This is a genomic window from Paraburkholderia sp. RL17-381-BIF-C (genome assembly GCF_046026435.1).
GTDB lineage: Bacteria > Pseudomonadota > Gammaproteobacteria > Burkholderiales > Burkholderiaceae > Paraburkholderia.
On record NZ_JARESX010000080.1, the window covers coordinates 1 to 23,406 of the forward strand.

General features: G+C 62.9%; 19 protein-coding genes. 10 read left to right on the plus strand and 9 right to left on the minus strand.

Annotated features, from left to right (window positions below; translation table 11 throughout):
- Positions 1-65: 65 nt before the first annotated feature.
- Entirely contained in the window at positions 66-803 is a 738-nt protein-coding gene (gene lolA, locus P0D70_RS31070; protein WP_408187300.1) for an outer membrane lipoprotein chaperone LolA, read from the minus strand.
- Positions 804-1,224: 421 nt separating this feature from the next.
- Positions 1,225-3,537, minus strand: coding sequence for a DNA translocase FtsK (locus P0D70_RS31075; RefSeq protein ID WP_408187301.1), 2,313 nt, complete (start codon positions 3,535-3,537; stop codon positions 1,225-1,227).
- Positions 3,538-3,882: 345 nt separating this feature from the next.
- Between P0D70_RS31075 and trxB the strand changes: the two genes are divergently transcribed.
- The 3 genes from trxB to P0D70_RS31090 all read left to right on the plus strand — a co-directional run bounded on the left by trxB (position 3,883) and on the right by P0D70_RS31090 (position 6,456).
- On the plus strand, positions 3,883-4,884 hold the full coding sequence (gene trxB / locus P0D70_RS31080) for a thioredoxin-disulfide reductase (RefSeq protein ID WP_408187302.1): 1,002 nt from the start codon (positions 3,883-3,885) through the stop codon (positions 4,882-4,884).
- Positions 4,885-5,063: 179 nt separating this feature from the next.
- Entirely contained in the window at positions 5,064-5,822 is a 759-nt protein-coding gene (locus P0D70_RS31085) for a Smr/MutS family protein (protein WP_408187303.1), read from the plus strand.
- 13 nt (positions 5,823-5,835) lie between these two features.
- Complete coding sequence (locus P0D70_RS31090; RefSeq protein ID WP_091800716.1) at positions 5,836-6,456, plus strand: trimeric intracellular cation channel family protein; 621 nt, start codon at positions 5,836-5,838, stop codon at positions 6,454-6,456.
- A gap of 96 nt (positions 6,457-6,552) precedes the next feature.
- Here the strand turns inward: P0D70_RS31090 and fliD are convergent, their stop codons facing one another.
- Positions 6,553-8,061: a flagellar filament capping protein FliD gene (gene fliD / locus P0D70_RS31095; RefSeq protein ID WP_408187304.1), complete on the minus strand. Its 1,509-nt coding sequence runs from the start codon at positions 8,059-8,061 to the stop codon at positions 6,553-6,555.
- A gap of 283 nt (positions 8,062-8,344) precedes the next feature.
- Here fliD and P0D70_RS31100 point away from each other — a divergent pair, with 283 nt between their 5' ends.
- Entirely contained in the window at positions 8,345-9,004 is a 660-nt protein-coding gene (locus P0D70_RS31100) for a glutathione S-transferase family protein (RefSeq protein ID WP_408187305.1), read from the plus strand.
- Between the two features lie 122 nt (positions 9,005-9,126).
- Positions 9,127-10,044, plus strand: coding sequence for a LysR family transcriptional regulator (locus P0D70_RS31105; protein WP_091796363.1), 918 nt, complete (start codon positions 9,127-9,129; stop codon positions 10,042-10,044).
- 78 nt (positions 10,045-10,122) lie between these two features.
- Here P0D70_RS31105 and P0D70_RS31110 read toward each other — a convergent pair whose 3' ends face one another.
- The 4 genes from P0D70_RS31110 to P0D70_RS31125 form a co-directional block, all read right to left on the minus strand.
- The gene (locus P0D70_RS31110; protein ID WP_408187306.1) at positions 10,123-11,238 is read right to left on the minus strand and encodes an ABC transporter ATP-binding protein; all 1,116 of its coding nucleotides are present in this window, start codon (positions 11,236-11,238) and stop codon (positions 10,123-10,125) included.
- Between the two features lie 103 nt (positions 11,239-11,341).
- Positions 11,342-12,199 (minus strand): carbohydrate ABC transporter permease, encoded by an 858-nt coding sequence (locus tag P0D70_RS31115; protein ID WP_408187307.1) that lies wholly within the window; start codon positions 12,197-12,199, stop codon positions 11,342-11,344.
- Positions 12,189-13,127, minus strand: a complete 939-nt coding sequence (locus P0D70_RS31120; RefSeq protein ID WP_091796369.1) for a carbohydrate ABC transporter permease — start codon at positions 13,125-13,127, stop codon at positions 12,189-12,191. Before P0D70_RS31120 ends, P0D70_RS31115 begins: the two co-directional genes overlap by 11 nt.
- Before the next feature lie 200 nt (positions 13,128-13,327).
- Positions 13,328-14,575 carry an ABC transporter substrate-binding protein gene (locus P0D70_RS31125; RefSeq protein WP_091796372.1) on the minus strand — a complete coding sequence of 416 codons (1,248 nt, stop codon included), beginning with the start codon at positions 14,573-14,575 and terminating at the stop codon, positions 13,328-13,330.
- A gap of 543 nt (positions 14,576-15,118) precedes the next feature.
- Between P0D70_RS31125 and zwf the strand changes: the two genes are divergently transcribed.
- The 3 genes from zwf to P0D70_RS31140 all read left to right on the plus strand — a co-directional run bounded on the left by zwf (position 15,119) and on the right by P0D70_RS31140 (position 19,364).
- Entirely contained in the window at positions 15,119-16,582 is a 1,464-nt protein-coding gene (gene zwf / locus P0D70_RS31130) for a glucose-6-phosphate dehydrogenase (protein ID WP_091796374.1), read from the plus strand.
- Between the two features lie 180 nt (positions 16,583-16,762).
- Positions 16,763-17,470 carry a 6-phosphogluconolactonase gene (gene pgl, locus P0D70_RS31135; RefSeq protein ID WP_091796376.1) on the plus strand — a complete coding sequence of 236 codons (708 nt, stop codon included), beginning with the start codon at positions 16,763-16,765 and terminating at the stop codon, positions 17,468-17,470.
- Complete coding sequence (locus P0D70_RS31140) at positions 17,448-19,364, plus strand: bifunctional transcriptional regulator/glucokinase (protein WP_091796378.1); 1,917 nt, start codon at positions 17,448-17,450, stop codon at positions 19,362-19,364. Before pgl ends, P0D70_RS31140 begins: the two co-directional genes overlap by 23 nt.
- Before the next feature lie 125 nt (positions 19,365-19,489).
- Here P0D70_RS31140 and P0D70_RS31145 read toward each other — a convergent pair whose 3' ends face one another.
- On the minus strand, positions 19,490-19,792 hold the full coding sequence (locus P0D70_RS31145; RefSeq protein WP_286161975.1) for a hypothetical protein: 303 nt from the start codon (positions 19,790-19,792) through the stop codon (positions 19,490-19,492).
- Positions 19,793-20,123: 331 nt separating this feature from the next.
- Here P0D70_RS31145 and P0D70_RS31150 point away from each other — a divergent pair, with 331 nt between their 5' ends.
- Positions 20,124-21,185 carry a catalase family peroxidase gene (locus P0D70_RS31150; protein ID WP_408187308.1) on the plus strand — a complete coding sequence of 354 codons (1,062 nt, stop codon included), beginning with the start codon at positions 20,124-20,126 and terminating at the stop codon, positions 21,183-21,185.
- Positions 21,182-21,715, plus strand: a complete 534-nt coding sequence (locus P0D70_RS31155) for a cytochrome b (RefSeq protein ID WP_408187309.1) — start codon at positions 21,182-21,184, stop codon at positions 21,713-21,715. The genes P0D70_RS31150 and P0D70_RS31155 overlap by 4 nt, the downstream gene beginning before the upstream one ends.
- A gap of 42 nt (positions 21,716-21,757) precedes the next feature.
- Here the strand turns inward: P0D70_RS31155 and P0D70_RS31160 are convergent, their stop codons facing one another.
- Positions 21,758-23,317, minus strand: a complete 1,560-nt coding sequence (locus tag P0D70_RS31160; RefSeq protein WP_408187310.1) for a DHA2 family efflux MFS transporter permease subunit — start codon at positions 23,315-23,317, stop codon at positions 21,758-21,760.
- Positions 23,318-23,406 lie beyond the last annotated feature (89 nt).

Here is a 23,406-nt window from a genome sequence, read left to right on the forward strand (position 1 = left end):
CTGCCATGAAAAAAGCCGCGCACGGAGCGCGGCTTTCTGCCTGTCACATGCCACCCGCAGGCGGTTTAGCCGTTGATCACGTCCGCGCCCTTGGGCACCGTGAACTTGAACGCGTCGGCCGGCAACGGCGGGTTCTTCTGAATGTTCGAGAAGGTCAGCAGCGTGACGTTGCCGAACACGTCGTGCAATTCCATCGCTTCGAGATTGCCGTCCTTGAAGCCGATCCCCACGCGCTGAAACTGCGTGTCTTTCGCCTTCGGCGTCAGTTCGAGCCAGTCGATGCCGGCCTTCACACCCGCGTCACGCAGCGTGAAGTTCTTGTCGAGATCGTTGCTGCCGAACAGGATCGCCGCCGGGCTCGCGCCGAGCGCGCCACCGAGACTACGCACTGTCACCTGATTCAGATCCTTGTCGTACACGTAGAGCTTGTCGCCGTCCGCCTGCAGCAGTTGGGCATAGGGCTTCTCGTATTGCCAGATGAACTTGCCGGGGCGCGCGAAGGTGAAGGTGCCGCTCGACGTGCCGGTCTTGCCGGTGCCCGTGGTGGTCAGCGTGCCGCTCGCGCCCTGCTGCGCCTTGCTTGGCGCCCGCACTTCCTGCTGCACGAAGGTGCCGCGCGCCGAATGCACTTGCGCGACGAACGCTTTCAGCTGCTCGGTGCCGCTCGCGAATGCCTGCGATGCGAACAGCACCGATGCGCCGATCGCCACACTGCCCACGCCACGCGCGAGGGTCCGCGCGAGTTGGCCGAAACGGCCGGATTGAGCCTTCTCTCGAGCGTGCTGCTGCGCGAATTGCTGCATATAGTTTTCTCCCTTGATTGAATTCGTTGAGCGGTCGTGACCGCTTGCTTGCGCATTGGGCGATGCCTGCGCGCCCATTGGCGAGGGGCTGCCGCGATGCCAGCGAGCCTGCGTCCCATTCGCCGTACCCAAGCATGTAGGGGCAGCTTAGCCACCGCGCCTTAAACGAGCCTTAGGGTAGCGACCGGCCCTTCACAGACGCAAAGCATGGCTCGCCAAACGAGCCTTCGCAGTGGTAGCGACGCCTCAACGCCGCAACGCGTGGCTTGCTTTCCTTTTGGCAACGCTAATGAGGCGTCCGCGTCTCGCCGCCGACAGTGCATTCGCCACTTCGTTGCGAACTCGCTGCCGTCGGTCAATCCGCCTCCCGCGCCGGGGCGAGAATATTCGCCGCCTCGCTGCGAACTCGCTGCCCGTCGGCTTATTCCGCTTCCCGCGCCGGCGCCAGAATCTCGCGATTGCCGTTCGATGACATGGCTGAGACCACGCCCGAATTCTCCATCTGCTCGAGCAGGCGCGCCGCGCGGTTATAGCCGATGCGCAAATGCCGCTGCACCAGCGAGATGGACGCGCGGCGGTTCTTCAGCACGACGTCGACCGCCTGGTCGTATAACGGGTCCGACTCGCCGTCGCCCGATCCGGTTCCCCCGGCGCCCGCCGAGCCTTCGTCGCCCTCGCCCGTCACGCCGCCTTCGAGAATGCCTTCGATGTAGTTCGGCTCGCCCTGTTCCTTCAGCTTGTCGACCACCCGATGCACTTCCTCATCCGACACGAACGCGCCGTGCACGCGTACCGGCAAACCGCTGCCAGGCGGCAGATACAGCATGTCGCCCATGCCGAGCAGCGATTCCGCGCCCTGCTGGTCAAGAATCGTGCGCGAGTCGATCTTCGAGGACACCTGGAAGGCCATCCGCGTCGGCACGTTGGCTTTGATGAGACCGGTGATCACATCCACCGACGGACGCTGCGTCGCCAGAATCAGGTGAATGCCGGCCGCGCGCGCCTTCTGCGCGATGCGCGCGATCAGCTCTTCGACCTTCTTGCCGACCACCATCATCAGGTCGGCCAGTTCGTCGATCACCACCACGATGTTCGGCAGGCGCGTGAGCGGCTCCGGATCGTCCGGCGTGAGGCTGAACGGATTCGGCAGCTTTTCTTCGCGCTTGGCGGCTTCGTCGATCTTGTTGTTGTAGCCGGCGAGGTTACGTACGCCGAGCTTGCTCATGAGCTTGTAGCGGCGCTCCATTTCGGCGACCGCCCAGTTCAGCGCGTGACCGGCCTGGCGCATATCCGTCACCACCGGACAGAGCAGATGCGGAATGCCTTCGTACACGCTCATTTCCAGCATCTTCGGATCGATCAGGATCATGCGGACCTGATCGGCGCTCGCTTTGTAGAGGAGCGACAGGATCATCGCGTTGATCCCCACCGACTTGCCCGAGCCCGTGGTACCGGCCACCAGCAAGTGCGGCATCTTCGCGAGGTCGGCGCACACCGGCTTGCCGCCAATGTCTTTACCGAGGCCCATGGTCAGCGGCGACGCGGCATCCGCATACACCGCCGAGCCGAGAATCTCCGAGAGACTCACGGTCTGCCGACGCTGGTTCGGCAACTCCAGCGCCATGAAATTCTTGCCCGGAATCGTTTCGACCACACGGATCGACACGAGCGACAGCGAACGCGCGAGGTCTTTGGCGAGACCGACGATCTGGCTGCCCTTCACGCCCGTGGCCGGCTCGATCTCATAGCGCGTGACCACCGGGCCCGGATACGCCGCGACCACGCTCACTTCGACGCCGAAGTCCTTCAGCTTCTTCTCGATCAGACGGGACGTGAATTCCAGCGTATCCGCGGAAATGGTTTCCTGCGCGGCGGGCGCGGCATCGAGCAGCGAAATGGGCGGCAAGGTGGAATCGCCCGGCAGGTCCGTGAAGAGCGGCACTTGCCGCTCCTTCTCGACGCGCTCCGACTTGGCCGGCGTGACGACCGGCGGCACGATCATGACCGGCTCGTGTTCCTCGATCCGCACGCGGCCCTTCTCGACCTTGCCTTCGCGCTTGACGGCGGCCGCTTCGCCCAACTTGCGGTCGCGGCCGGCCTCGCGGCGCAGCTTGGCGAAGGTCACCGCGGAAATGATCGATTCGCCGACCTTCTCCGACACCGACAGCCACGAAAAACGGAAATACAGCGACAGGCCGATGCCGAGCACGATCAAGAGCGCCAGCGTCCCGCCCGTGAAACCCAGCGCATGCGACACGCCGCGCGCAACGGCCTCGCCGATCACGCCACCCGGCGCGCGCGGCAACTGCACTTTGAGCGACCACATGCGCAACGCCTCGATGCCGTCGCACGCCAGCAGCACGAGCATGAAGGCGAACGCGTCGGCAAGCCAGCTCTCGCGCGGCGCGTCTTCCTGCTCTGCCTCGTGACGGGTGATGCGCTTGTAGTTCGCGGAGATATGGCGGCCGAGCAGCACGATCCACCAGTAGGCAGACAGGCCGAACAGCAGCAGCAGGATGTCCGACGTCCACGCGCCGACGCGGCCCGCCCAGTTGGCGATATGGTCGACCTGCGCGGCATGGGTCCAGCTCGGATCGCGCCGGCTATAGCTGACGAGCGCCATGAGCAGGAAGACGCCGAGCGCCACCTGCAGGATCCAGCGGATTTCGGTGAAAAGGCGCGACATGCGGTGCGGCAATGCCTGCGCGCTCGCGGAATAGGGAGCTTTTGCCATTGATCCTGTTGCGTGTGTGCCCGATTCCCGGTCCGGGTTGTTGCCTGAACCGCGGCCGAACCTCGACCAGCGGGGCTTCGGGCCCGATCCCGGCTTCCGGGAACTTCGATCCGGCCTATTGTAAACGCAGTGTCCCGCGCGAGGCTGTAAATGACGGTAACTTGGCCGTTTGGCCACAGAAAGGCGCTGCGGGGTGCGAGGCGACGCTATCGGTGCGATCGGAAAGCTTCATGGAGCGGGCCGGCGCCTCGCCCTTTATAATGCCGGACTGATACCCAACTATAGTTTCAGCTCAAGTCGCGCGGCCTCGCATGGGCGAGCCGGGCGCCGTAAAAGGATTCGATCATGCCCGCAACTTCCACGAAACACGCCAAGGTTCTGATTCTCGGTTCCGGTCCCGCCGGCTATACGGCTGCGGTCTACGCGGCGCGCGCGAACCTCGCGCCGGTGCTCGTCACGGGCCTCGCTCAAGGCGGCCAGCTCATGACCACGACCGACGTCGAAAACTGGCCTGCCGACGCCAACGGCGTGCAAGGCCCGGAACTGATGGCGCGCTTCCTGGAGCACGCCGAGCGCTTCAACACCGAAATCATTTTCGACCACATCCATACGGCCAAGCTGGATGAGAAGCCGATCCGCCTGATCGGCGATTCGGGCGAATACACCTGCGACTCGCTGATCATCTCGACCGGCGCCTCGGCGCAGTACCTCGGGCTGCCGTCGGAAGAAGCGTTCATGGGCAAGGGCGTGTCGGCCTGCGCCACCTGCGACGGTTTCTTCTACAAGCAACAACATGTGGCCGTGATCGGCGGCGGCAATACCGCGGTCGAGGAAGCCCTCTACCTGTCGGGCATCGCGAAGAAGGTGACGGTGATCCATCGCCGCGACAAGTTCCGCGCCGAGCCGATCCTGATCGACCGTCTGCTGGCGAAGGAAAAGGAAGGCCTCGTCGAGATCAAGTGGGACAGCACGCTCGAAGAAGTGACCGGCGACCAGTCCGGCGTGACCGGTCTGCGTATCAAGAACACGAAAACGGGCGCCACCGAAGACATCGCGCTGCAGGGCCTGTTCGTCGCGATCGGCCACAAGCCGAACACGGATATTTTCGCGGGCCAGTTGGAGATGAAGAACGGCTACATCATCACCAAGGGCGGCCTGAATGGTTTTGCGACCGCCACCAGCGTGCCGGGCGTGTTCGCGGCGGGCGACGTGCAGGATCACGTGTACCGTCAGGCGATCACCAGCGCGGGCACGGGCTGTATGGCCGCGCTCGACGCGCAGCGCTATCTGGAAACCATCGACGAGATGGCTGGCGAGCACGCCATGAGCCAGGAAGCCGAGCGTTAATCAGCCACGCCGGCGAGCGAGCCGGTCAGGAAGATTGGCGCAACGGTAAAATGACGGCTGGGCATGGCCCGGCCGCCTGTCAGAAGAAAGGCCGCGGCTGAAAAGCCGGCGGCCTTTTTGCATTCCGGTCGCAAGCAAACGTCGCGCGACCGGTCCACTTTTCTGCGTGTCTTACCCCTATGCCGAAGAATCAGCCCCATCCGAGCGAACCGAAGCGCGCGCGAGCCGTCGCGCGTCCCGCGCCCGAGCCGGCTGCGCCCGCCGTCAAACCGAAGGTGGAACCGGCCGCCGGTCTCGCCGGCCTCGGCGCATTGCGCGATGCGCTCAAAGTCGACACGCAACGGCGCGAGCGTGAAAAGGCGGCCGCCGCGGCCGCGCAGCGCGAAGCATCGGCGGACGCCGATCTGTTTCGCCGCGAGATTGGGGCGGTCGCGCCGCTAGCCGTGCCGCCGCGCGCCACGCTGCCGCGCAATCCGCCGCCACCGCTGCCGGTGCAAACCAGACTCGACGAAGAAGCCGTGCTGCACGAAGCGATCTCGGACGAGTACGATCCCGAAGTTCTGCTCGACACCGACGAGACGCTGTCCTACTGCCGCCCCGGCGTGAGCCAGGAAGTCGTGCGCAAACTGCGCCGCGGCGACTGGATCGTGCAGGCGCAAATCGACCTGCATGGCATGCGGCGCGAGGAAGCGCGCGAGGCGCTGGCGGAATTCATCCGCGAATCGGTGAAGCGCGGCTTGCGGTGTTTGCGCGTGATCCACGGCAAGGGTCTGGGATCCATTGGCAAGGAGCCGGTGTTGAAAGGCAAAGTACGCGCGTGGCTCGTGCAGAAGTCCGAGGTCATCGCGTTCTGCCAGGCGCGCCCGCATGACGGCGGCGCCGGCGCGGTGGTCGTGCTGCTGCAGCCGGGCGCGTTGCCGGCTCACGCCAGAACCTGACGGAGCCGCGGTGATCCATCCGAGGCTGACCCTCGCGCTGACCCTCATGGAGGCGCTGGCGATTTTTGCATACGCCATTTCCGGTTTCATCGAAGCCAGAACCCGCCGGCTCGATACCGTGGGCACGTTTCTCGTGGCGATCGCCACGGCCTTCGGCGGCGGCACGTTGCGCGACGTGCTGCTGGAGCGGCGGCCGTTTTACTGGGTCGAGCATCAGGGCTATCTGATCGCGATCTTCGTGATGTCGCTGTTCGCGCCGATGCTGTTGAAAATGACCTCGCGTCTGCTTTCCGAACGGGTTCTGCTGGTCGCGGATGCGATCGGCCTTGGGCTCTTCAGCATCGCCGGCACATCGATCGCGCACGACGCGCAAATGCCGTGGTTCACCTCGGTGCTGATGGGTGTGCTGACAGGGGTTTTCGGCGGCGTGATTCGTGACGTGCTGTGCAACGAGGTGCCGCTGATTCTGCGCGACTCACGGCCGTATGCGACCTGCGCGTTCGTCGGCTGCTGGCTGTATGTGCTGATGGATTACTTCGACTTCGACACGGTGTATAGCGTGCTGATCGCCACCGCCTTTATCCTGCTTGCGAGGCTGGTGACGTTCAGGCTTGATGTGCGGTTGCCGCACTAGCTGCCGCACGAGCTCCCGCACGAGCCAGAGGGCGGCACGGCCCGCCTCGACCCGCGGCGTACCGCCCGCGAACGGCCGCCGCCCCGCCCTTCAAACCTACTTGTTGGTCGCCAGCGCGCCCGCGCTCTTCGAGCCGCCGAACAACGCCGTCAGATACGCCGAGTTGTTGTTCATGGTCGCCATCAACGTATTCAGTGCAGTGAACTGGCTTTGATACTGCTTCGTCAATTGCGTGGCGTAGTCGCTCAACTTGCTTTGCTGCGCGGTGACGCTCTTCAGGTCGGCATTCAGCGCAGAGTTGCGCGTGTCGATAATGCCGCCCGTGCGCGTGAACTCGACAATGCTCTTGTTCAGTTTGGCGCCGATCCCATTGGTGGAATTGAACAACGCGGCAACCTGCGCAGAGCTGGTGTTGAGCGCGGTAGTCAGTTTCGAATTGTCCACGACTAGCGTACCGTCCGCCGGATCGCCTTTGAGGGCGATGCCGATATGGCCGAGAGTCACCACCGAACTGCCCTGGCCAACCCCGCCGCTGACGATCGAAGCCAGCGCGTTCTTCACCGTCAACAACGTCGAGTCGCCCAGCAGGGCGCCGCCCGTCTTCGAAGATTTGTCGTACGAGGACAGCTTGCCGATCGTGGTGACAACGGTGTTGTACAGATTGACGAAATTCGTGATGGCCGTGTTCTGCGCGGTGGTGTCCGGCGCGATGGTCAGCGTCTGCGGGTTGTTGACCGACGCGCTCGACAGATTCAGCGTGACGCCGGAAATCGCATCGGTGACGGCGTTGTTGGCGCTGCGCGCCGCGATCCCGCCGATGGTGACCAACGCGTCTTGCGCGGCTTCACTCTGCCGCCACGCTCGGCCGGCATCCGACGAAACGATCGTGGACGGCGCGCCGTTCGCCCCGGGCGTCGACGTCACGCCGAGGCTCGACAGGCCCGCATCGTTCTGAACGTTGCCGGTGGCCACGTTGATCGTGTTTGCCGAGCCGGTGTTAGCCGAACGCAACACGAGGTGCGCCCCGCCGGTACCGGTCACGATCGTTGCCGTGACGCCCGGATTGTTGCCCGCTTTATTGATCGCGCCGGCAATCCCGCTCAAGGTGTTGTTGGTGCTGTCGATCGCGACATCCATCGACTTGCCGCCGACCGAGATGGTCAGCGTGCCGGTGCCGAGCTGCGTGGCCGCACCGAACGCCGCCGAAGACAGGCTTTGCGACAAAGCGATCTGCGTGACATCGATCGTATAGCTGCCGGCCACCGCGCCCGGACCTGCTTTCGGGTCGAGGCCCTTGGCGCTCGCGGTAGCCGCGAAGGTGGACAACGTCGTTCCGTCCGACAGATTCTTGAGCGCCGCCTGCAACGCGGACAACGCCGAAGTCAGCGCGCCGTAGGCGGATAAGGTGGTGTTGTCGCTGGTTTGCCTTGCTTGCAGCGCCGCCGCCTGGCCCGCCGTCCTGGCGTTCACGAGCACCGAGACCAGCGACGCCACGTCCATCGACGAGTTGCCGGTCGAACCGCTGATAATGGATTGCGCCGCTTGCTGAACCTGGCTCTGCGCGTTCGAGGTCGCGCTGTTCACCGAAGACGTGATCGTAGACATGTGAAGCCCCCGTGCGTCGAATTATTCGTTGTTGATTTGAGTGACGCCCCGAGCTTGCTTCTGTCGCACCATTTATCCGGTCACGTCGGCGTCTCTTACAAAGTTTTCAAATGTTACACCATCTTTCTTCATAGTTTTGTGACGGTTTGTCGTAGCGAATGCCGGCTGATAGATCCTCATGGCTGTCGATTTGCGGCGCCGCCGTTCGTCGTGAAGTAAACGGTCGATCAGGCCGTCACCGCGCGCAGCGCGCCCAGCAATATCAACCGCTCAAGGTGACACGATGCCCCTGAAGCTCTACGCCCATCCGTTCTCCTCGTACTGCCAGAAGGTCCTGACCGCGCTCTACGAGAACGGCACGCCATTCGAATTGCGCCTGCTCGCCCACGACGACCCGCAAGTCATGGCCGAATTCGCCGCGCTTTGGCCGATCAAACGGTTTCCGCTGCTGGTGGACGGCGGCCGGACCGTGATGGAGGCGAGCATCATCATCGAATACCTGGGCCTTTATCATCCCGGACCGGTGCCGCTCGTGCCGGCCGACGCCCGCGCGGCGCTGGAAGTGCGCGGCATGGACCGCTTCTTCGACAATTACATTTCGACGCCGCAGCAGAAGATCGTCTACGACAGCATGCGCCCGGAGCCGGAGCGCGACCCGCGCGCCGTAGCCGAGGCGCGCGCCATGCTCGACACCGCGTACGGCTGGCTGGACAAAGTGATGGCGGAGCGCGAATGGGCCGCCGGCGACACTTTCAGCCTCGCCGATTGCGGCGCCGCGCCATTCCTCTTCTATGCCGACTGGACGCACGCCATCGGCCCGGCGTTTGCGCACGTGCTCGCTTACCGCAAGCGGCTGCTGGCGCGGCCGTCGTTCGCGCGCGCGGTGGATGAAGCGCGCCCCTATCGCGCGTTTTTCCCGCTCGGCGCGCCGGATCGGGATTGAGCACGACGGCCCGGCAGAGGCGCTGTGCGGGCGGCCGACTCTCAGCCTATGCGACAACAATTTTTCCAACCTATACACTTCACTTCGAAACCTACTTCCGGCAATCACTCATAAGGCAAAACATGGACCGTTTCGAAGCGATGGAGATATTTACGCGTGTGGTGGAGGCGAACAGCTTCACCAAAGTATCCGAGTCGCTCGACCTGCCACGCGCCAAAGTCAGCCGCACCATCCAGGCGCTGGAGGAACATGTCGGCGTGCGTCTGCTGAACCGTTCGACGCGCCAGGTCAGCGTCACCGAAGACGGCGCGCTGTTCTACGAGCGCTGCGTGCGCATTCTCGCCGAAGTCGTCGACGCCGAATCGTCGCTGTCGAACAAACGCGAAAATCCGGCCGGGACGATTCGCGTGGATACGTCCGGCACGCTGGCCCGCGCGCTGCTGCTGCCCGCGCTCGATGATTTCTACCGGCAATACCCCGAGATCGATGTGCGGCTCGGCCTCGCCGATCGCAACATCGATCTGATTCAGGATGGCGTGGACTGCGTGATCCGCATGGGCACGCCGGAAGAGTCGAGTCTCGTCGCACGTCGGATCGGCCAGGCGCGCATCGTCACGTGCGCGTCGCCGGCGTATCTGGAGAAATACGGCGAGCCGACCACGCTCGAAGCGTTGAGCGAGCACCGCGCGGTCAATTACGTGTCCGCCCGCACGGGCAAGACGTTCCCGTTCGAATACGAAGTGGACGGCGAAATCGCCAAGGTCACGTTGAAGAGCGTGCTCGCGGTGAACGACGGCTCCGTGTATATCGGCGCGGCCGTGCTCGGCCACGGCATCATCCAGCCCTCGCGCTTCATGGTCTCCGATCTGATCAACCAGGGCGCGTTGAAGGAAATCCTCACCACCTACACGAGTCCCGGTACGCCGTTATCGGTGCTCTACGCGCACCGCCGCAATCTGAGTTCGCGGCTGCGCGCATTTATCGAGTGGGTGACCGAACTGGCGCGCAACAATCCGGATCTGCGTATTACGGACCAGTAAGCGGCGTCCGCAAAACAGAAAGCCCCTTGCGCTTCGCAGCGCAAGGGGCTTTCTTCAAACTCGATCCAGACTTTCCGCTCAGGCAATCCGCTCTTCGTTGGTCGGATCGAACAGCACCGCCTTCGAGGTATCGAACAGCAGCGTCGTGTTCGTCAGCGGTTGCGGATTCGAAGCCGGGTGCACGCGGCTCACGATCCGCTTACCGTTGACCTGCGCGAACACCAGCGTGTCCGGGCCGGTCGGCTCGATCACGTCGACCTTCACTTCGATCGGCTGCAGCTTCGCGTTGTCGCCGTGCGCGCCACGCGCGTCGGTGATGCGCTCCGGACGCAGGCCGAGAATCACATCACGGCCAACGTGCGACTTCACCTTCGCGGAGTCGAACGGCAGGTTCAGCGCCGTGCGCGCGACACCCGTATCCAGTTCGAGCGCCACGCCCGCGCCCTGCTCGACCAGCTTGCCCTGGATGAAGTTCATCGGCGGCGCGCCGATGAAGCCCGCCACGAACAGGTTCGACGGCGAGTCGTAGATTTCCTGCGGCGCGCCGAACTGCTGCACGATGCCGTCTTTCATCACCGCGATGCGGTCGCCGAGCGTCATGGCTTCGATCTGATCGTGCGTCACGTAGACGATCGTCGTGCCGAGGCGTTGATGCAGCAGCTTGATTTCCGAACGCATCTCGATACGCAGTTTCGCGTCGAGGTTCGACAGCGGTTCGTCGAACAGAAACATGACCGGATCGCGCGCGAGAGCACGGCCCATGGCCACGCGCTGGCGCTGGCCGCCGGACAGTTGCCCCGGCTTGCGATCCAGCAGGTGCGTGATCTGCAGCGTGTTCGACACGCGGTCGACGATCTGCGTTTGCTCCTGCTTCGGCACCTTGCGGATGTTCAGACCGAACGAGATGTTCTCGCGCACCGTCATGGACGGATACAGCGCGTACGACTGGAACACCATCGCGATATCGCGATCTTTCGGCGACAGGTTGTTCACCGTCTTGCCGTCGATCTGAATTTCGCCCTTGGTCACGGTTTCGAGGCCGGCGATCATGTTGAGTAGCGTCGACTTCCCGCAGCCCGAACCGCCGACGAGAATCAGGAACTGGCCGTCTTCGATGTCGATATTGACACCCTTCAGGACCGGCACCCCGTTCGGGTAAGTTTTGTACACGTCACGGATGGAAAGGCTTGCCATGCTGTGAATCCTCTTGTCTCTGGTACTGCTTGAAAACGTCTTCGGGTGACGGCGGCTTCGAATCGAACAGAAGCCGCCGCGCTCGGATGGTTGAGCCTGGCGTCTAGCCCTTCACTGCGCCCGCCGTCAGGCCGCGCACGAAATAGCGTCCGGCGATGATGTACACCAGCAGCGTGGGCAGTGCGGCGATGATCGCGCCGGCCATGTCCACGTTGTATTCCTTTACGCCGGTCGAGGTATTCACGAGGTTGTTCAGCGCCACCGTGATCGGCATCGAATCGACACCGGAGAACACAATACCGAACAGGAAGTCATTCCAGATCTGCGTGAATTGCCAGATCAGGCACACCATGAAAATCGGCAGCGAAACCGGCAGCAGAATCTTCGTGAAGATCGTGAAGAAACCCGCGCCGTCGATACGCGCCGCCTTCACGAGTTCAGCCGGAATGCTCACATAGAAGTTGCGGAAGAACATCGTGGTGAAGGCGATACCGTAGATCACGTGCACCACCACCAGGCCGGTGGTCGTGTTCGACAGGCCGAGAAATCCTTCGAAACGCGCCATCGGCAGCAGGATCGCCTGGAACGGAATGAAGCAGCCGACCAGGATCATCGTGAAGATCGGATCCGCGCCACGGAAACGCCAATGCGTGAGCACATAACCGTTGAACGCGCCGATGATCGACGAGATCAGCACGGCGGGAATCACCATCCGCACCGAGTTCATGAAGAACGGCTGCATGCCGTCGCAACGCACGCCCGTGCAGGCGCCGCTCCACGCCTTGATCCACGGCTCGACGGTCCAGTGCGTAGGCGGCGTGAGCAGGTTGCCGGTGCGCAGCTGATCGATGTTCTTGAACGACGTGGACAGCATCACGTACAACGGGAACAGGAAATACAGGGCAAACAGAATCAAGGCCGCGTAAATGACGGCACGGCTGATCGTCATCTTAGGCTGCATTGCGGGTGCTCCTCGATTCCAGATACATCAGCGGCACGAGCACGGCCACGACAGTGGCGAGCATCATCATCGACGATGCCGCGCCGACGCCCAGCTGCCCGCGATTGAACGAAAACGTGTACATGAAAATAGCCGGCAGCGACGACGACGTGCCCGGACCGCCCGCGGTCAACGCGACCACCAGGTCGAAGGTCTTGATCGTGATGTGGCAGAGAATCAGCAGCACGGAGAAGAACACCGGGCGCATGCTCGGAATCACGATCTTGCGGTAGATGGTGGGCAAGCCCGCGCCGTCCATCTGCGCGGCCTTGAAGATTTCACCGTCCACACCGCGCAGGCCCGCCAGGAACAGCGCCATGACGAAGCCGGTGGACTGCCACACGGCCGCGATCACGACGCAGAAAATCGCCTTGTCCGGATCGCCCAGCCAGCTGAATGAAAAGCTCGTCCAGCCCCAGTCGTGAAACACCTTCTCGAGGCCGATGCTCGGCGTCATGATCCATTGCCATGCCGTACCCGTCACGATGAACGACAGCGCCATCGGGTACAGGAACACGGCGCGCAGCGCGCCTTCATTGCGAATCTGCTGATCGAGCAGGATCGCGAGAAAGAGACCGAGGCCGATACAGATACCGATGAACGGGATGCCGAACCAGCCGAGGTTCGCAGCCGACGTCCAGAACACGTCGTTATCGAACAGTTCGCGATAACGGTCGAGACCGACAAATTCATAACGAGGCATCAGTCGCGAATTGGACAGCGACAGATAGCCGGTAATGGCGATGAAGCCATACACGAAGATCAGGCTGATCACGACGCTGGGTGCGAGCACCAGCTTCGGAATCCAGCGATCGGCAAGGGCCGCCATGGGCGACGCGCGGCGGGTGACGGAGGCCGTTTTCCCGTTTCCGCTGATAGAAGCAGTCACTACTCGACTCCTGCTGAAACTGTGCCGCCAGGACATTCGCGCCGGAAGACGCGAGGCCGCAACGGCATAGGTGTGACTCTATGAAACCAGGCTGAAGCCGCCTGCCAATGCCAGGACTTCCACCCCGGCAATCAGCGACGTGAAGGGCGCGCCCGGTGCCCGTTGATGAACCGCCGGGCGCGCCGCATCATTCACTTCACTTACTTGGTCTTCGCTGCCTTCGCGAGCGCGGCAACCGCGCTCTTCGAATCCTGCTGCGAGTTCATGAACTTCGTGACCACGTCCGAGATCGCGCCGGCTGCTGCATCCGGTTGCGCCATGCCGTGTGCCAGCGAAGGCACGTAGCCGCCCGACTTGATCGCCACTTGTTCATCCGCGTACGACTTCTTCGCGCAGTCGTCGAACTTGGCCATCGACACGCCCAGACGAACCGGGATGGAACCCTTGTTCAGGCTGAACTGTTCCTGGAACTCCGGCGACATGATCGTCTTGGCCAGTGCGAGCTGACCCGGCGTTGCCGCCTTCGCGCCCTTCTGCTGGAAGAACACGAACGAGTCGACGTTGAACGTATAGGACTTTTCCGTGCCCGGCACAGCGGCGCAGATGTAGTCCGAGCCCGACTTCTTGCCGGCGTTGGCGAATTCGCCCTTCGCCCAGTCGCCCATGAACTGCATGCCGGCCTTGCCGTTGATGACCATGGCCGTTGCCAGGTTCCAGTCACGGCCCGTGCGGCCTGCGTCGAAGTAACCTTGAATCTTGCGGACCGTGTCGAACACGCCGACCATCTTGTCCGAGGTCAGCGTCTTTTCGTCGAGGTCGACCAGCGCCTTCTTGTAGAAGTCCGCGCCTTGCGACAGCACGACGTCTTCCCACAGCGTCAGGTCTTGCCACGGCTGGCCACCCATCGCGATCGGCTGGATGCCCGCGGCCTTCATCTTGTCGGCCACTGCGAAGAACTCAGGCCACGTGGTCGGCGCCTTGCCGCCTGCCTTGTCCAGCGCTGCCTTGTTGATGTACAGCCAGTTCACGCGGTGCACCGAGAACGGCGCGGCGACGTAGTGACCGTCTGCGTGCATGATCTTGTCGATTTCCGGCGGCAGGTTCTTCTTCCAGTCACCCGCGGCGGAGTCGATCGGCACCAGCACGCCTTGCTGCGCCCAGTCCTGGATCAGCGGACCCTTGATCTGCGCAGCGCTCGGCGCGTTGCCCGAGATCACCTGCGTCTTGAGTGCCGTCATGGCAGCCGCGCCGGCGCCACCCGCAACCGCAAAGTCCTTCCACGTGTAACCCTGCTTCGTCATGTCGTCCTTGAGGACGCCGACGGCTTTCGATTCGCCGCCCGAAGTCCACCAGTGCAACACTTCGATCGACTCGGCAGCCTGCACGGCCGAGACGCCACACATCAGACCTGCGGCGCACAAAGCGCCCATGATCGCGCGAAATTTCATTGCTTATCTCCTCCAGACACCTGAACAAAAAACAAATGGCCCCTGATGTCGCCAGGGTGCTGTGGTTGGTTCAAACAGGCAAAACACTGGGCGATCGAGCACGGTCGGGCGCATGCGCGAGGCATGTGCCGGCGGACCGATTTTCGGCCGCTGGAAGCTCAAGAGATGAGTGGTTCGGGATGCAACTGACTGTCTCCTCTTTTGATTTTTGCCTGCCCGCGTCGCGCGCGGCAGACTCGAGGTGCCTTGCACGTCAACCTGGTGCGACCATTACGGAAAGCCGCTCAACTGCCCGGCTTTCCACAAGGGCCGCAGGGCGTGCTGGCGCGTACCGACACGCAATGTCCGTTAACATGCAGGGGACGCCTGCCGATTCGGGAAAACGCGCATCTGGACTTGCAGCGCACGCTTTTTTCATCGAATTAGCGTTACCTCTTGATTTGGATTGTAGTTAAACTACAATTCAGTGTCAAAAAAAATTTTATCGGACTACGGTCGCTCAACTGTTCAACTTCGGCGGCCCCAGGACATCGACGGAGACTCATGCAAACCGATTCAAGTTTCACCTTCGTTCTCTTCGGCGGAACCGGCGATCTGTCGATGCGCAAGATCCTGCCGGCACTGTTTGAAGCACACCGTGCAGGCGGCATGCTGGCCGACAGTGGCAAGATCGTGGCGGTGGCCCGGCACGCGGCGGATCGCAGCGAGTACCTCCAGTGGGTGAACGAACACGTCAAGCCACATGTGTCGAAGAACGGTGTGGACGAAACGGCGTGGGCGGGCTTTCTGAACCGCATCGAGTTCGTGAATATCGACCTCGGCAAAGCGGAAGACTTCGTGCACTTGCGCGACGCCATCCAGGATCTGCCTGGCATTCGCGTGTTCTACCTGGCTACGGGTCCGTCGCTGTTCGTGCCGATCTGCCATGCGCTCGCGTCGGTGGGACTGAACGAGAACGCCCGCATCGTGTTGGAAAAGCCGCTCGGCTATGACCTCAAGTCGTCCAACGCAATTAATGATGCAGTCGGTGAAATCTTCGCCGAAGAACAGATCTATCGGATCGACCACTACCTCGGTAAAGAACCGGTGCAGAACCTGCTGGCGCTGCGTTTCGGCAATGCCCTCTTCGAGCCGCTGTGGCGCCGCGAGTGGGTTGAAAGCATCCAGATCACGATTGCCGAAGAACTCGGCGTGGAAGCGCGCGGCGACTTCTACGACAACACCGGCGCCCTGCGCGACATGGTGCAGAACCATTTGCTGCAACTGCTTTCCATCGTGGCGATGGAGCCGCCCCACTCCATGGATTCGGATTCGGTGCGTGATGAAAAGCTGCGCGTGCTGCGCGCCTTGAAGCCCATCGACCCACGCGACATCGGCAAGGTGGCCGTGCGCGGCCAGTATCATTCGGGCGTGATTCGCGGCACCGCGGTGCCGGCATATGCAACGGAGTCCGGCGTCAGGCCGGACAGCACGACCGAAACTTTCGTCGCACTAAAGGTCGAGATCGAAAACTGGCGCTGGGCCGGCGTGCCGTTTTTCCTGCGCACCGGCAAGCGCCTCGCCGATCGCGTCGCCGAGATCGTGGTGAACTTTCGTGCAGTGCCGCATTCGGCGCTCGGCGCTTCCGCGCTGCGTGCCGGCGCGAACCGCCTCGTGATCCGTCTGCAGCCGAACGAAACCATTCGCCTGTATTGTCTCGCCAAGCAGCCCGGCGAAGGCATGAACCTCGCCAGCGTCCACCTCGACCTCGCGTTCGATCAGTTCTTCCGCGAAGGACAGATGGAGGCTTATCAGCGTCTGCTGCTCGACGTGATCAACGGCCGCCTCGCGTTGTTTGTGCGGCGCGACGAGCAGGAAGCCGCGTGGCGCTGGGTCGAACCGATCCTGAACGAATGGAAAGTGTCGAACAAGCCGCCCAAGCCGTACGCTTCGGGCACGTGGGGACCGGCGGCGTCGAGCGCGATGCTGGCGCAACATGGCACCTGCTGGCTCGAAGAAGAGAATTGAACCACGGCGGCACGTCGTATTCCACGGAACATGACGCGCCGCCTGTAAGACCCACCGACGAACTGAACGGAATGGCGCCGGTATCACGAGGGCGCCTGCAGGTCATCCACCTCGCAGGCATCGCGTGAGAGCAGTACGGCACATCCCGCAGATCCAACAAGAAAGCAGCACGGAGGAGAAGTGATCGAGCTTCACGCTTTCGACGATCAACGCGCCCAATCCGACGCGTTGGCGAAAGCGGTTGGCGACGCGTTACATGCGTCGCTCGCCGCACAGGCCGCCGGGTCAACCACCGGCGCGCGCCCCGCAATGCTTGCAGTGTCCGGCGGCAGCAGTCCGCGCCCGTTTCTGCAGACGTTGTCCACGCAAACCTTCGACTGGGCACGCATTGCCGTGACACTGGTCGACGACCGCTGGGTGCCGGAAACGGACAGCGCGAGCAACTCGCAACTGGTGCACGCCACGCTGTTGCAGAACGCCGCGAAAAACGCGGCGTTCTGGCCGCTCACGGACACTACGCAGGAACTGAACGCGCACGTCGCCGCGCTGAACGCCGACCCGCGCTTTGGCGTCGCGCCGGACGTCGCGATTCTCGGCATGGGCGAAGACGGCCACACCGCGTCGATCTTTGCCGACGCGCCCGAATGGGACCATGCGATCACCACCCGCGAGCGCTTCGTCGCCGTGCACCCTGGCAGCGCGCCGCATGCGCGCGTAAGCTGGTCGCTATCCGCGTTGAAAGAAGTGAAGCATCTGTTTTTGCTGATCGCCGGACCGCGCAAAATGGACGTGCTGAACGCCGCCACCGCAGCGCTACAAAAAAATGCCATCTCACAGTTGGCGAACGACAAGGGAGTGAGACTCGATGTCTACTGGTGTGCAAACTAAGGCTGTTCCGGGCGCGGGCCAGCACGCCGATGGACCGAGGCTCCTGGCCGACATCGGCGGCACCAATGCGCGTTTTGCGCTGGAGACGAGCCCGGGCGAAATCGGCTCGGTGAAGGTCTATCCGTGCGCGGACTATCCGGGCGTTGCCGAAGTCATCAAGAAGTATCTGAAGGACACCAAGATCGGCCGCGTGAATCATGCGGCGATCGCGATTGCGAACCCGGTCGACGGCGATCAGGTCAGCATGACGAATCACGACTGGAGCTTTTCGATCGAAGCCACGCGCCGCGCGCTCGGCTTCGACACGCTGCTGGTGGTGAACGACTTCACGGCGCTGGCCATGGCCCTGCCCGGCCTCACCGACGCGCAACGCGTGCAGGTGGGCGGTGGCGCGCGCCGTCCAAACAGCGTGATCGGCCTGCTCGGCCCGGGCACCGGCATGGGCGTGTCCGGCCTGATTCCCGCCGACGACCGCTGGATCGCGCTCGGCAGTGAAGGCGGTCACGCCACCTTCGCGCCGGCCGATGAACGCGAAGACATCGTGCTGCAATACGCGCGCAAGAAGTGGTCGCACGTGTCGTTCGAACGTGTGGCCGCGGGTCCCGGCATCGAAGTGATCTACCGCGCGCTCGCGGGCCGCGACAAGAAGCGCGTGGCGGCCAATGTCGACACGATCGAGATCGTCAAGCGCGCGCTGGAAGGCGAGCCGCTCGCGGCCGAATCCGTCGACGTGTTCTGCGGCATTCTCGGCACCTTCGCGGGCAATATCGCGGTGACGCTCGGCGCGCTGGGCGGCATCTATATCGGCGGCGGCGTGGTGCCGCGACTCGGCGAGGTCTTCGCGCGCTCGTCGTTTCGCAAGCGTTTCGAAGCCAAGGGCCGCTTCGAAGCCTACCTGCAGAACGTGCCGACGTATGTGATTACCGCTGAATACCCGGCGTTCCTCGGCGTCTCCGCGATTCTCGCCGAGCAGTTGTCGAACCGCGCGGGCGGCAGTTCATCGGCGGTATTCGAGCGGATTCGCCAGATGCGCGATGCGTTGACGCCGGCCGAGCGCCGCGTGGCCGATCTCGCGCTGAATCATCCGCGTTCGATCATCAACGATCCGATCGTCGATATCGCGCGCAAGGCCGACGTGAGCCAGCCTACCGTGATCCGCTTTTGCCGTTCTCTCGGCTGCCAGGGCTTGTCCGATTTCAAGCTGAAGCTGGCAACGGGCTTGACCGGCACGATTCCGGTGAGCCACAGCCAGGTGCATCTGGGCGACACGGCCACGGACTTCGGCGCGAAGGTGCTGGACAACACCGTGTCCGCGATTTTGCAGTTGCGCGAGCATCTGAATTTCGAACACGTCGAGCGGGCCATCGACCTGTTGAACGGCGCGCGGCGTATCGAGTTCTATGGTCTCGGCAATTCGAACATCGTCGCACAGGACGCGCATTACAAGTTCTTCCGTTTCGGCATCCCAACGATTGCGTACGGCGATCTGTACATGCAGGCGGCGTCGGCGGCCTTGCTCGGCAAGGGCGATGTGATCGTTGCGGTGTCCAAGTCGGGGCGCGCGCCTGAACTGCTGCGCGTGCTGGATGTGGCCATGCAGGCGGGCGCCAAGGTAATCGCGATTACGTCGAGCAATACGCCTTTGGCCAAGCGGGCCACCGTCGCGCTCGAAACCGATCACATTGAAATTCGCGAGTCGCAGTTGTCGATGATTTCGCGGATTCTGCATCTGGTGATGATCGATATCCTGGCTGTCGGCGTGGCAATTCGTCGTGCCGTGCCTAGCGCGGATGTGGCGGAAACGGTCGCGAAGGCGCGCCAGGGTGCGGATGATGATGCGACCGCCGTGCTGGATTGGCTGAGCCACGGCGCGGCTTCTTCGGCGCGGGATTGACGTTGGGAAATAGGCTGCGCCGTGGGAGTGAGTTGTTTTGCCCGCGGTGCTCGCCTGTCCTTGAAGTCATGGTGGTTCGGTCAGTGTCGCCCTTGAGCGACGCTGCACCAATGTGCCGCGTATTGCTAGTGTTGAACGCGGTCGCCGCGACTCATGGCAAATGGCGCGGAACATTCCAACGGCAGCACGAAGACATGCCCACACATGGCCGGCGCTGCGGGGGCGGGCGGAAACACAAACCATGAGCCGTTGTCATGCCGGAAGAACACGATCGTCAGCGGCCCGCTCGAAGTGCAACCTTCCAGTCGCACATAGCGACCATGCGTTGCGAGCAACCGGCCGATCTGCGTCACCCGCGCGGGCATCGAACGCGTTGGCGCAAGCCATTTATCCACGAGAGATCGCAAGGAAAGGCTGTCGGCATTCATATCGTGCTCCTGAATTCCAGTTGGGCTGAGGAGGACATTCGCTCCACAGGTCCGTGAATTCAGTATTGGATAGGCACTCACGAAGTTAAATCAGAGCAGCCCGAGAATGACGTAGCCGAACATCGTGCGTTGTAGGGGTTCGCCTACGTCGCACTTGCCATGTGGCGCGCGTGACTGAGCCAGGCGCCCGCGCGAAGCTCGCCGCTCGCAGCGGGTTTTTCGCGCGTTGCGTCGCCGGGTACCCCTCTCAGCAAAATCGATAGAACAATGGCACTATTGTCGCCACCTCGTTAGGTTTCCTCTCAGCCAAATCATTGATCAGGAGAGATCGATGGCCGACAGACCAACTTCCAGTGCGTCCACATTCCGTTCGCTGGTCCTGATAGCAATCGTCGTGGCCGCACTGGTCGCGGCCTTCGCCTTCACGGCCGGCTGGCTCTCGCCGGGACGCCTGACGCCCGCAAAGATCGTCAACGGATTAGCGCCGCCGGGCGGCGCGGCTCTCGGCTTCCGGCGCAATCACGCCAAGGGCATCTGCTTCACCGGCACCTTCGACTCGAATGGCGCGGCTGCGGCCTTGTCCAAGGCCCCGATGCTCGCGTCCGGCTCCTATCCGGTCACGGGACGTTTCAACCTCGCTACGGCCGATCCCAAGGCCCCGGACGCCACCGTTCGGGTGCGCGGCCTGAGTCTGCGCATCGTCGCACCGGATGGCAGCGAATGGCGTACGGCAATGATCGACGCTCCCGTCTTCCCGGTCGCCACGCCGCAGGCCTTTTACGGCCTGCTTCAAGCCTCGGCCGACAAGAGCGACCCGGACGCCATGAAGAATTTTGCCGCCGCGCATCCGGAGTTCGGCGCTTTTGTGGCGTGGGCCGGCAGCGCGCCTTGGACAGGCTCTTATGCGCAGGAGCGGTATAACAGTCTCAATAGCTTTATCTTCACCAATGCCGCAGGCCAGGACCAGGCCGTGCGCTGGTCGTTCGTGCCCACCGCGCAACCCGAGACCGTGCCCGCCGACCAGTTGAAGGCGCGTGCCGCCGACTTCCTCGCCGCGGATATTACGCAGCGGGTACACAGCGCGCCGCAACGGTGGACGATGGTCGTCACGGTCGCCAACCCCGGTGACCCGACCGCGGACCCCAGCAAGGCCTGGCCTGAAGATCGCCATAAAGTCGAGGCCGGCACGCTGGTGGTCAACGCCATCGAACCCGAGGCTGACGGGCCATGTCGCGATCTCAACTTCGATCCCACCGTGCTGCCGTCAGGCATGCATGTGTCGGACGACCCGTTTCCCGCCGCGCGCTCGGCCGCCTATTCCGTATCGTTCAACCGGCGGACCGCCGAGGAGAAGGACTATCCGCGCCATCCGGCGGAAGGAGCCACGCAATGACCCCGATCCACGATCGCTTTACACCGCTGCAGCGCGCTCTTCACTGGCTCATGGCAATTTGCATTCTGGCGATGCTATTTATCGGTGTCGGGATGGTGTCCACCATTCGCCCGGATTATCTTTCGCTGGTGTCCATCCACAAGCCGCTGGGTATCGTGATTCTTGTGCTGGCGCTGATTCGCCTGGTGGTGAGATTCATGCGTGGCGCGCCGCCGCTGCCGGCGTCGATGCCGGAACCGATGAAACTCGCCGCCCGCCTGTCGCATCTCGCGTTCTACCTGCTGATGATCGGGCTTCCGCTGATCGGATGGGGCATGCTGTCGGCCGCGGACTATCCCGTTGTGGTGTTCGGGATACATCTGCCCTCCTTCCTGCCGCATAGCGATGTGTTGCACACGCTGCTGTGGAACGCGCACAGAACGCTCGCGCTGTGTTTCTTTGCGCTGATCGTGCTTCATCTGGCAGCGGCGCTTCTGCACGCGCTGGTCAGGCGTGACGGTGTTTTCCAGGCGATGGCGCCCTGGCGTTGAGGGCCGCCAACGCGGGTCAGCATTGGTCGGCGAGCCCCCGGCTCAGTGCGCACCAGCGGCCGCGGCACTCCCGCCACCACCCTTGCCGGGTTTCGTCAACCAGATCAGTGGAATGATCGCGATAAAGATTACTGCCGAGAGCCAGAAGATGTCATTGAGACCGAGCATCGCCGCCTGGCCGTTGAGCGAGTTCTCAAACGCCGCCAGCGCTTGTTGCGTGCTGCCGCCAAGCATGCCGTGCAGCGAGTCGAGCTCTCCCACGAAGGTCGGATTGTTGACGCTGCTCTGCTCGGCAAGGCGTGCATGGTGAAGGATCGTGCGATCGTTCCAACCCGTGCTGAACAATGACGTGCCCACGGCGCCCGCAAAAACCCGGGCGAAATTCGACAAACCGGCAGCCGCGGGAATTTTGTCCGCGGGCAGGCCGGACAGAATGATCGAAGTCAGCGGCACGAAGAAGAGCGCGGTGGGAATGCCTTGCAGCAAGGTAGGAATCACGAGCGTGAACGTATCGACACCGGTCGTATAGCGCGAGCGCATGAAGAACACGGCCGCGAAACCGAGAAACGCGAGCGTGGCGAGCACGCGGGCGTCGGACTTCGGCATGATTCTGGCCATTACCGGTGCGAGCAGCACGGCGAAGATACCGAGCGGTGCCGTGACGAGCCCGGCATCCACCGAGCGGTAGCTCAGATACTCCTGCATCCATTGCGGCAACAGAACCAGGTTCGAGAAAAACACCGCATACGCGACCGAGATCGCCACCGTGCCGCCCAGGAAGTTGCGCCCGGCGAAGAGCCTCAAATCGACGATCGGATTCTTCTCGGTCAACTCCCAGATCAGGAAGAACACGAAACTGACCAGCGAGAACACGGTCAACGCAATGATGACCGGCGAGTTGAACCAGTCGAGATCCTTGCCTTTGTCGAGCATCACCTGCAACGAGCCGACCCAGGCGATCAGCGAGAGCAGTCCGACCTTATCGATCGGCAGACGCATGGTCGGCGTTTCACGATCGCGGTAGATCGCCCACGTCACGCCGGCGGCGAACAGCCCCACCGGGATATTGATGTAGAAGATCCACGACCAGGAGTAGCTGTCCGTGATCCAGCCGCCCAGCGCCGGGCCGGCAATCGGGCCGACGGTGGCGGTCATCGCCCATAACGCGAGCGCGGTCGAACTCTTTTCCTTCGGATACGAACCGAGCAGGATCGCCTGCGACAGTGGAATCAGCGGGCCGGCCACCGCGCCCTGGACGATCCGCGCGGCGAGCAGCACCGGCAGATTCGGCGCAATACCGCACAACCAGGACGACAGCACGAACAACAGGATCGCCCCGACAAACAGCTTGATCTGCCCGACGCGCCGCGTGAGCCAGCCGGTCAGCGGAATTGAAATGGCATTGGCGGCAGCGAACAGCGTGATCACCCATGTACCCTCGTCCACCGACACCCCGAGGTTGCCCGCGATGGTCGGAATCGCGACATTGGCGATCGACGAGTCCAGCACGTTCATGAAAGTGGCCAACGCCACCGCGAGCGTCGCCAGCGCCAGCTTGCCGCCCGTCAGCGGCGCAAGTGAAGCGGGATTGGATTGATTCATTTCATCACCCATCTTGAGATGCGAGGATCAGGGTCGCCGGCAGCTATCTGACCAGTCAGCTAATTCGATAAAAAAATTTGCGCGCTTAC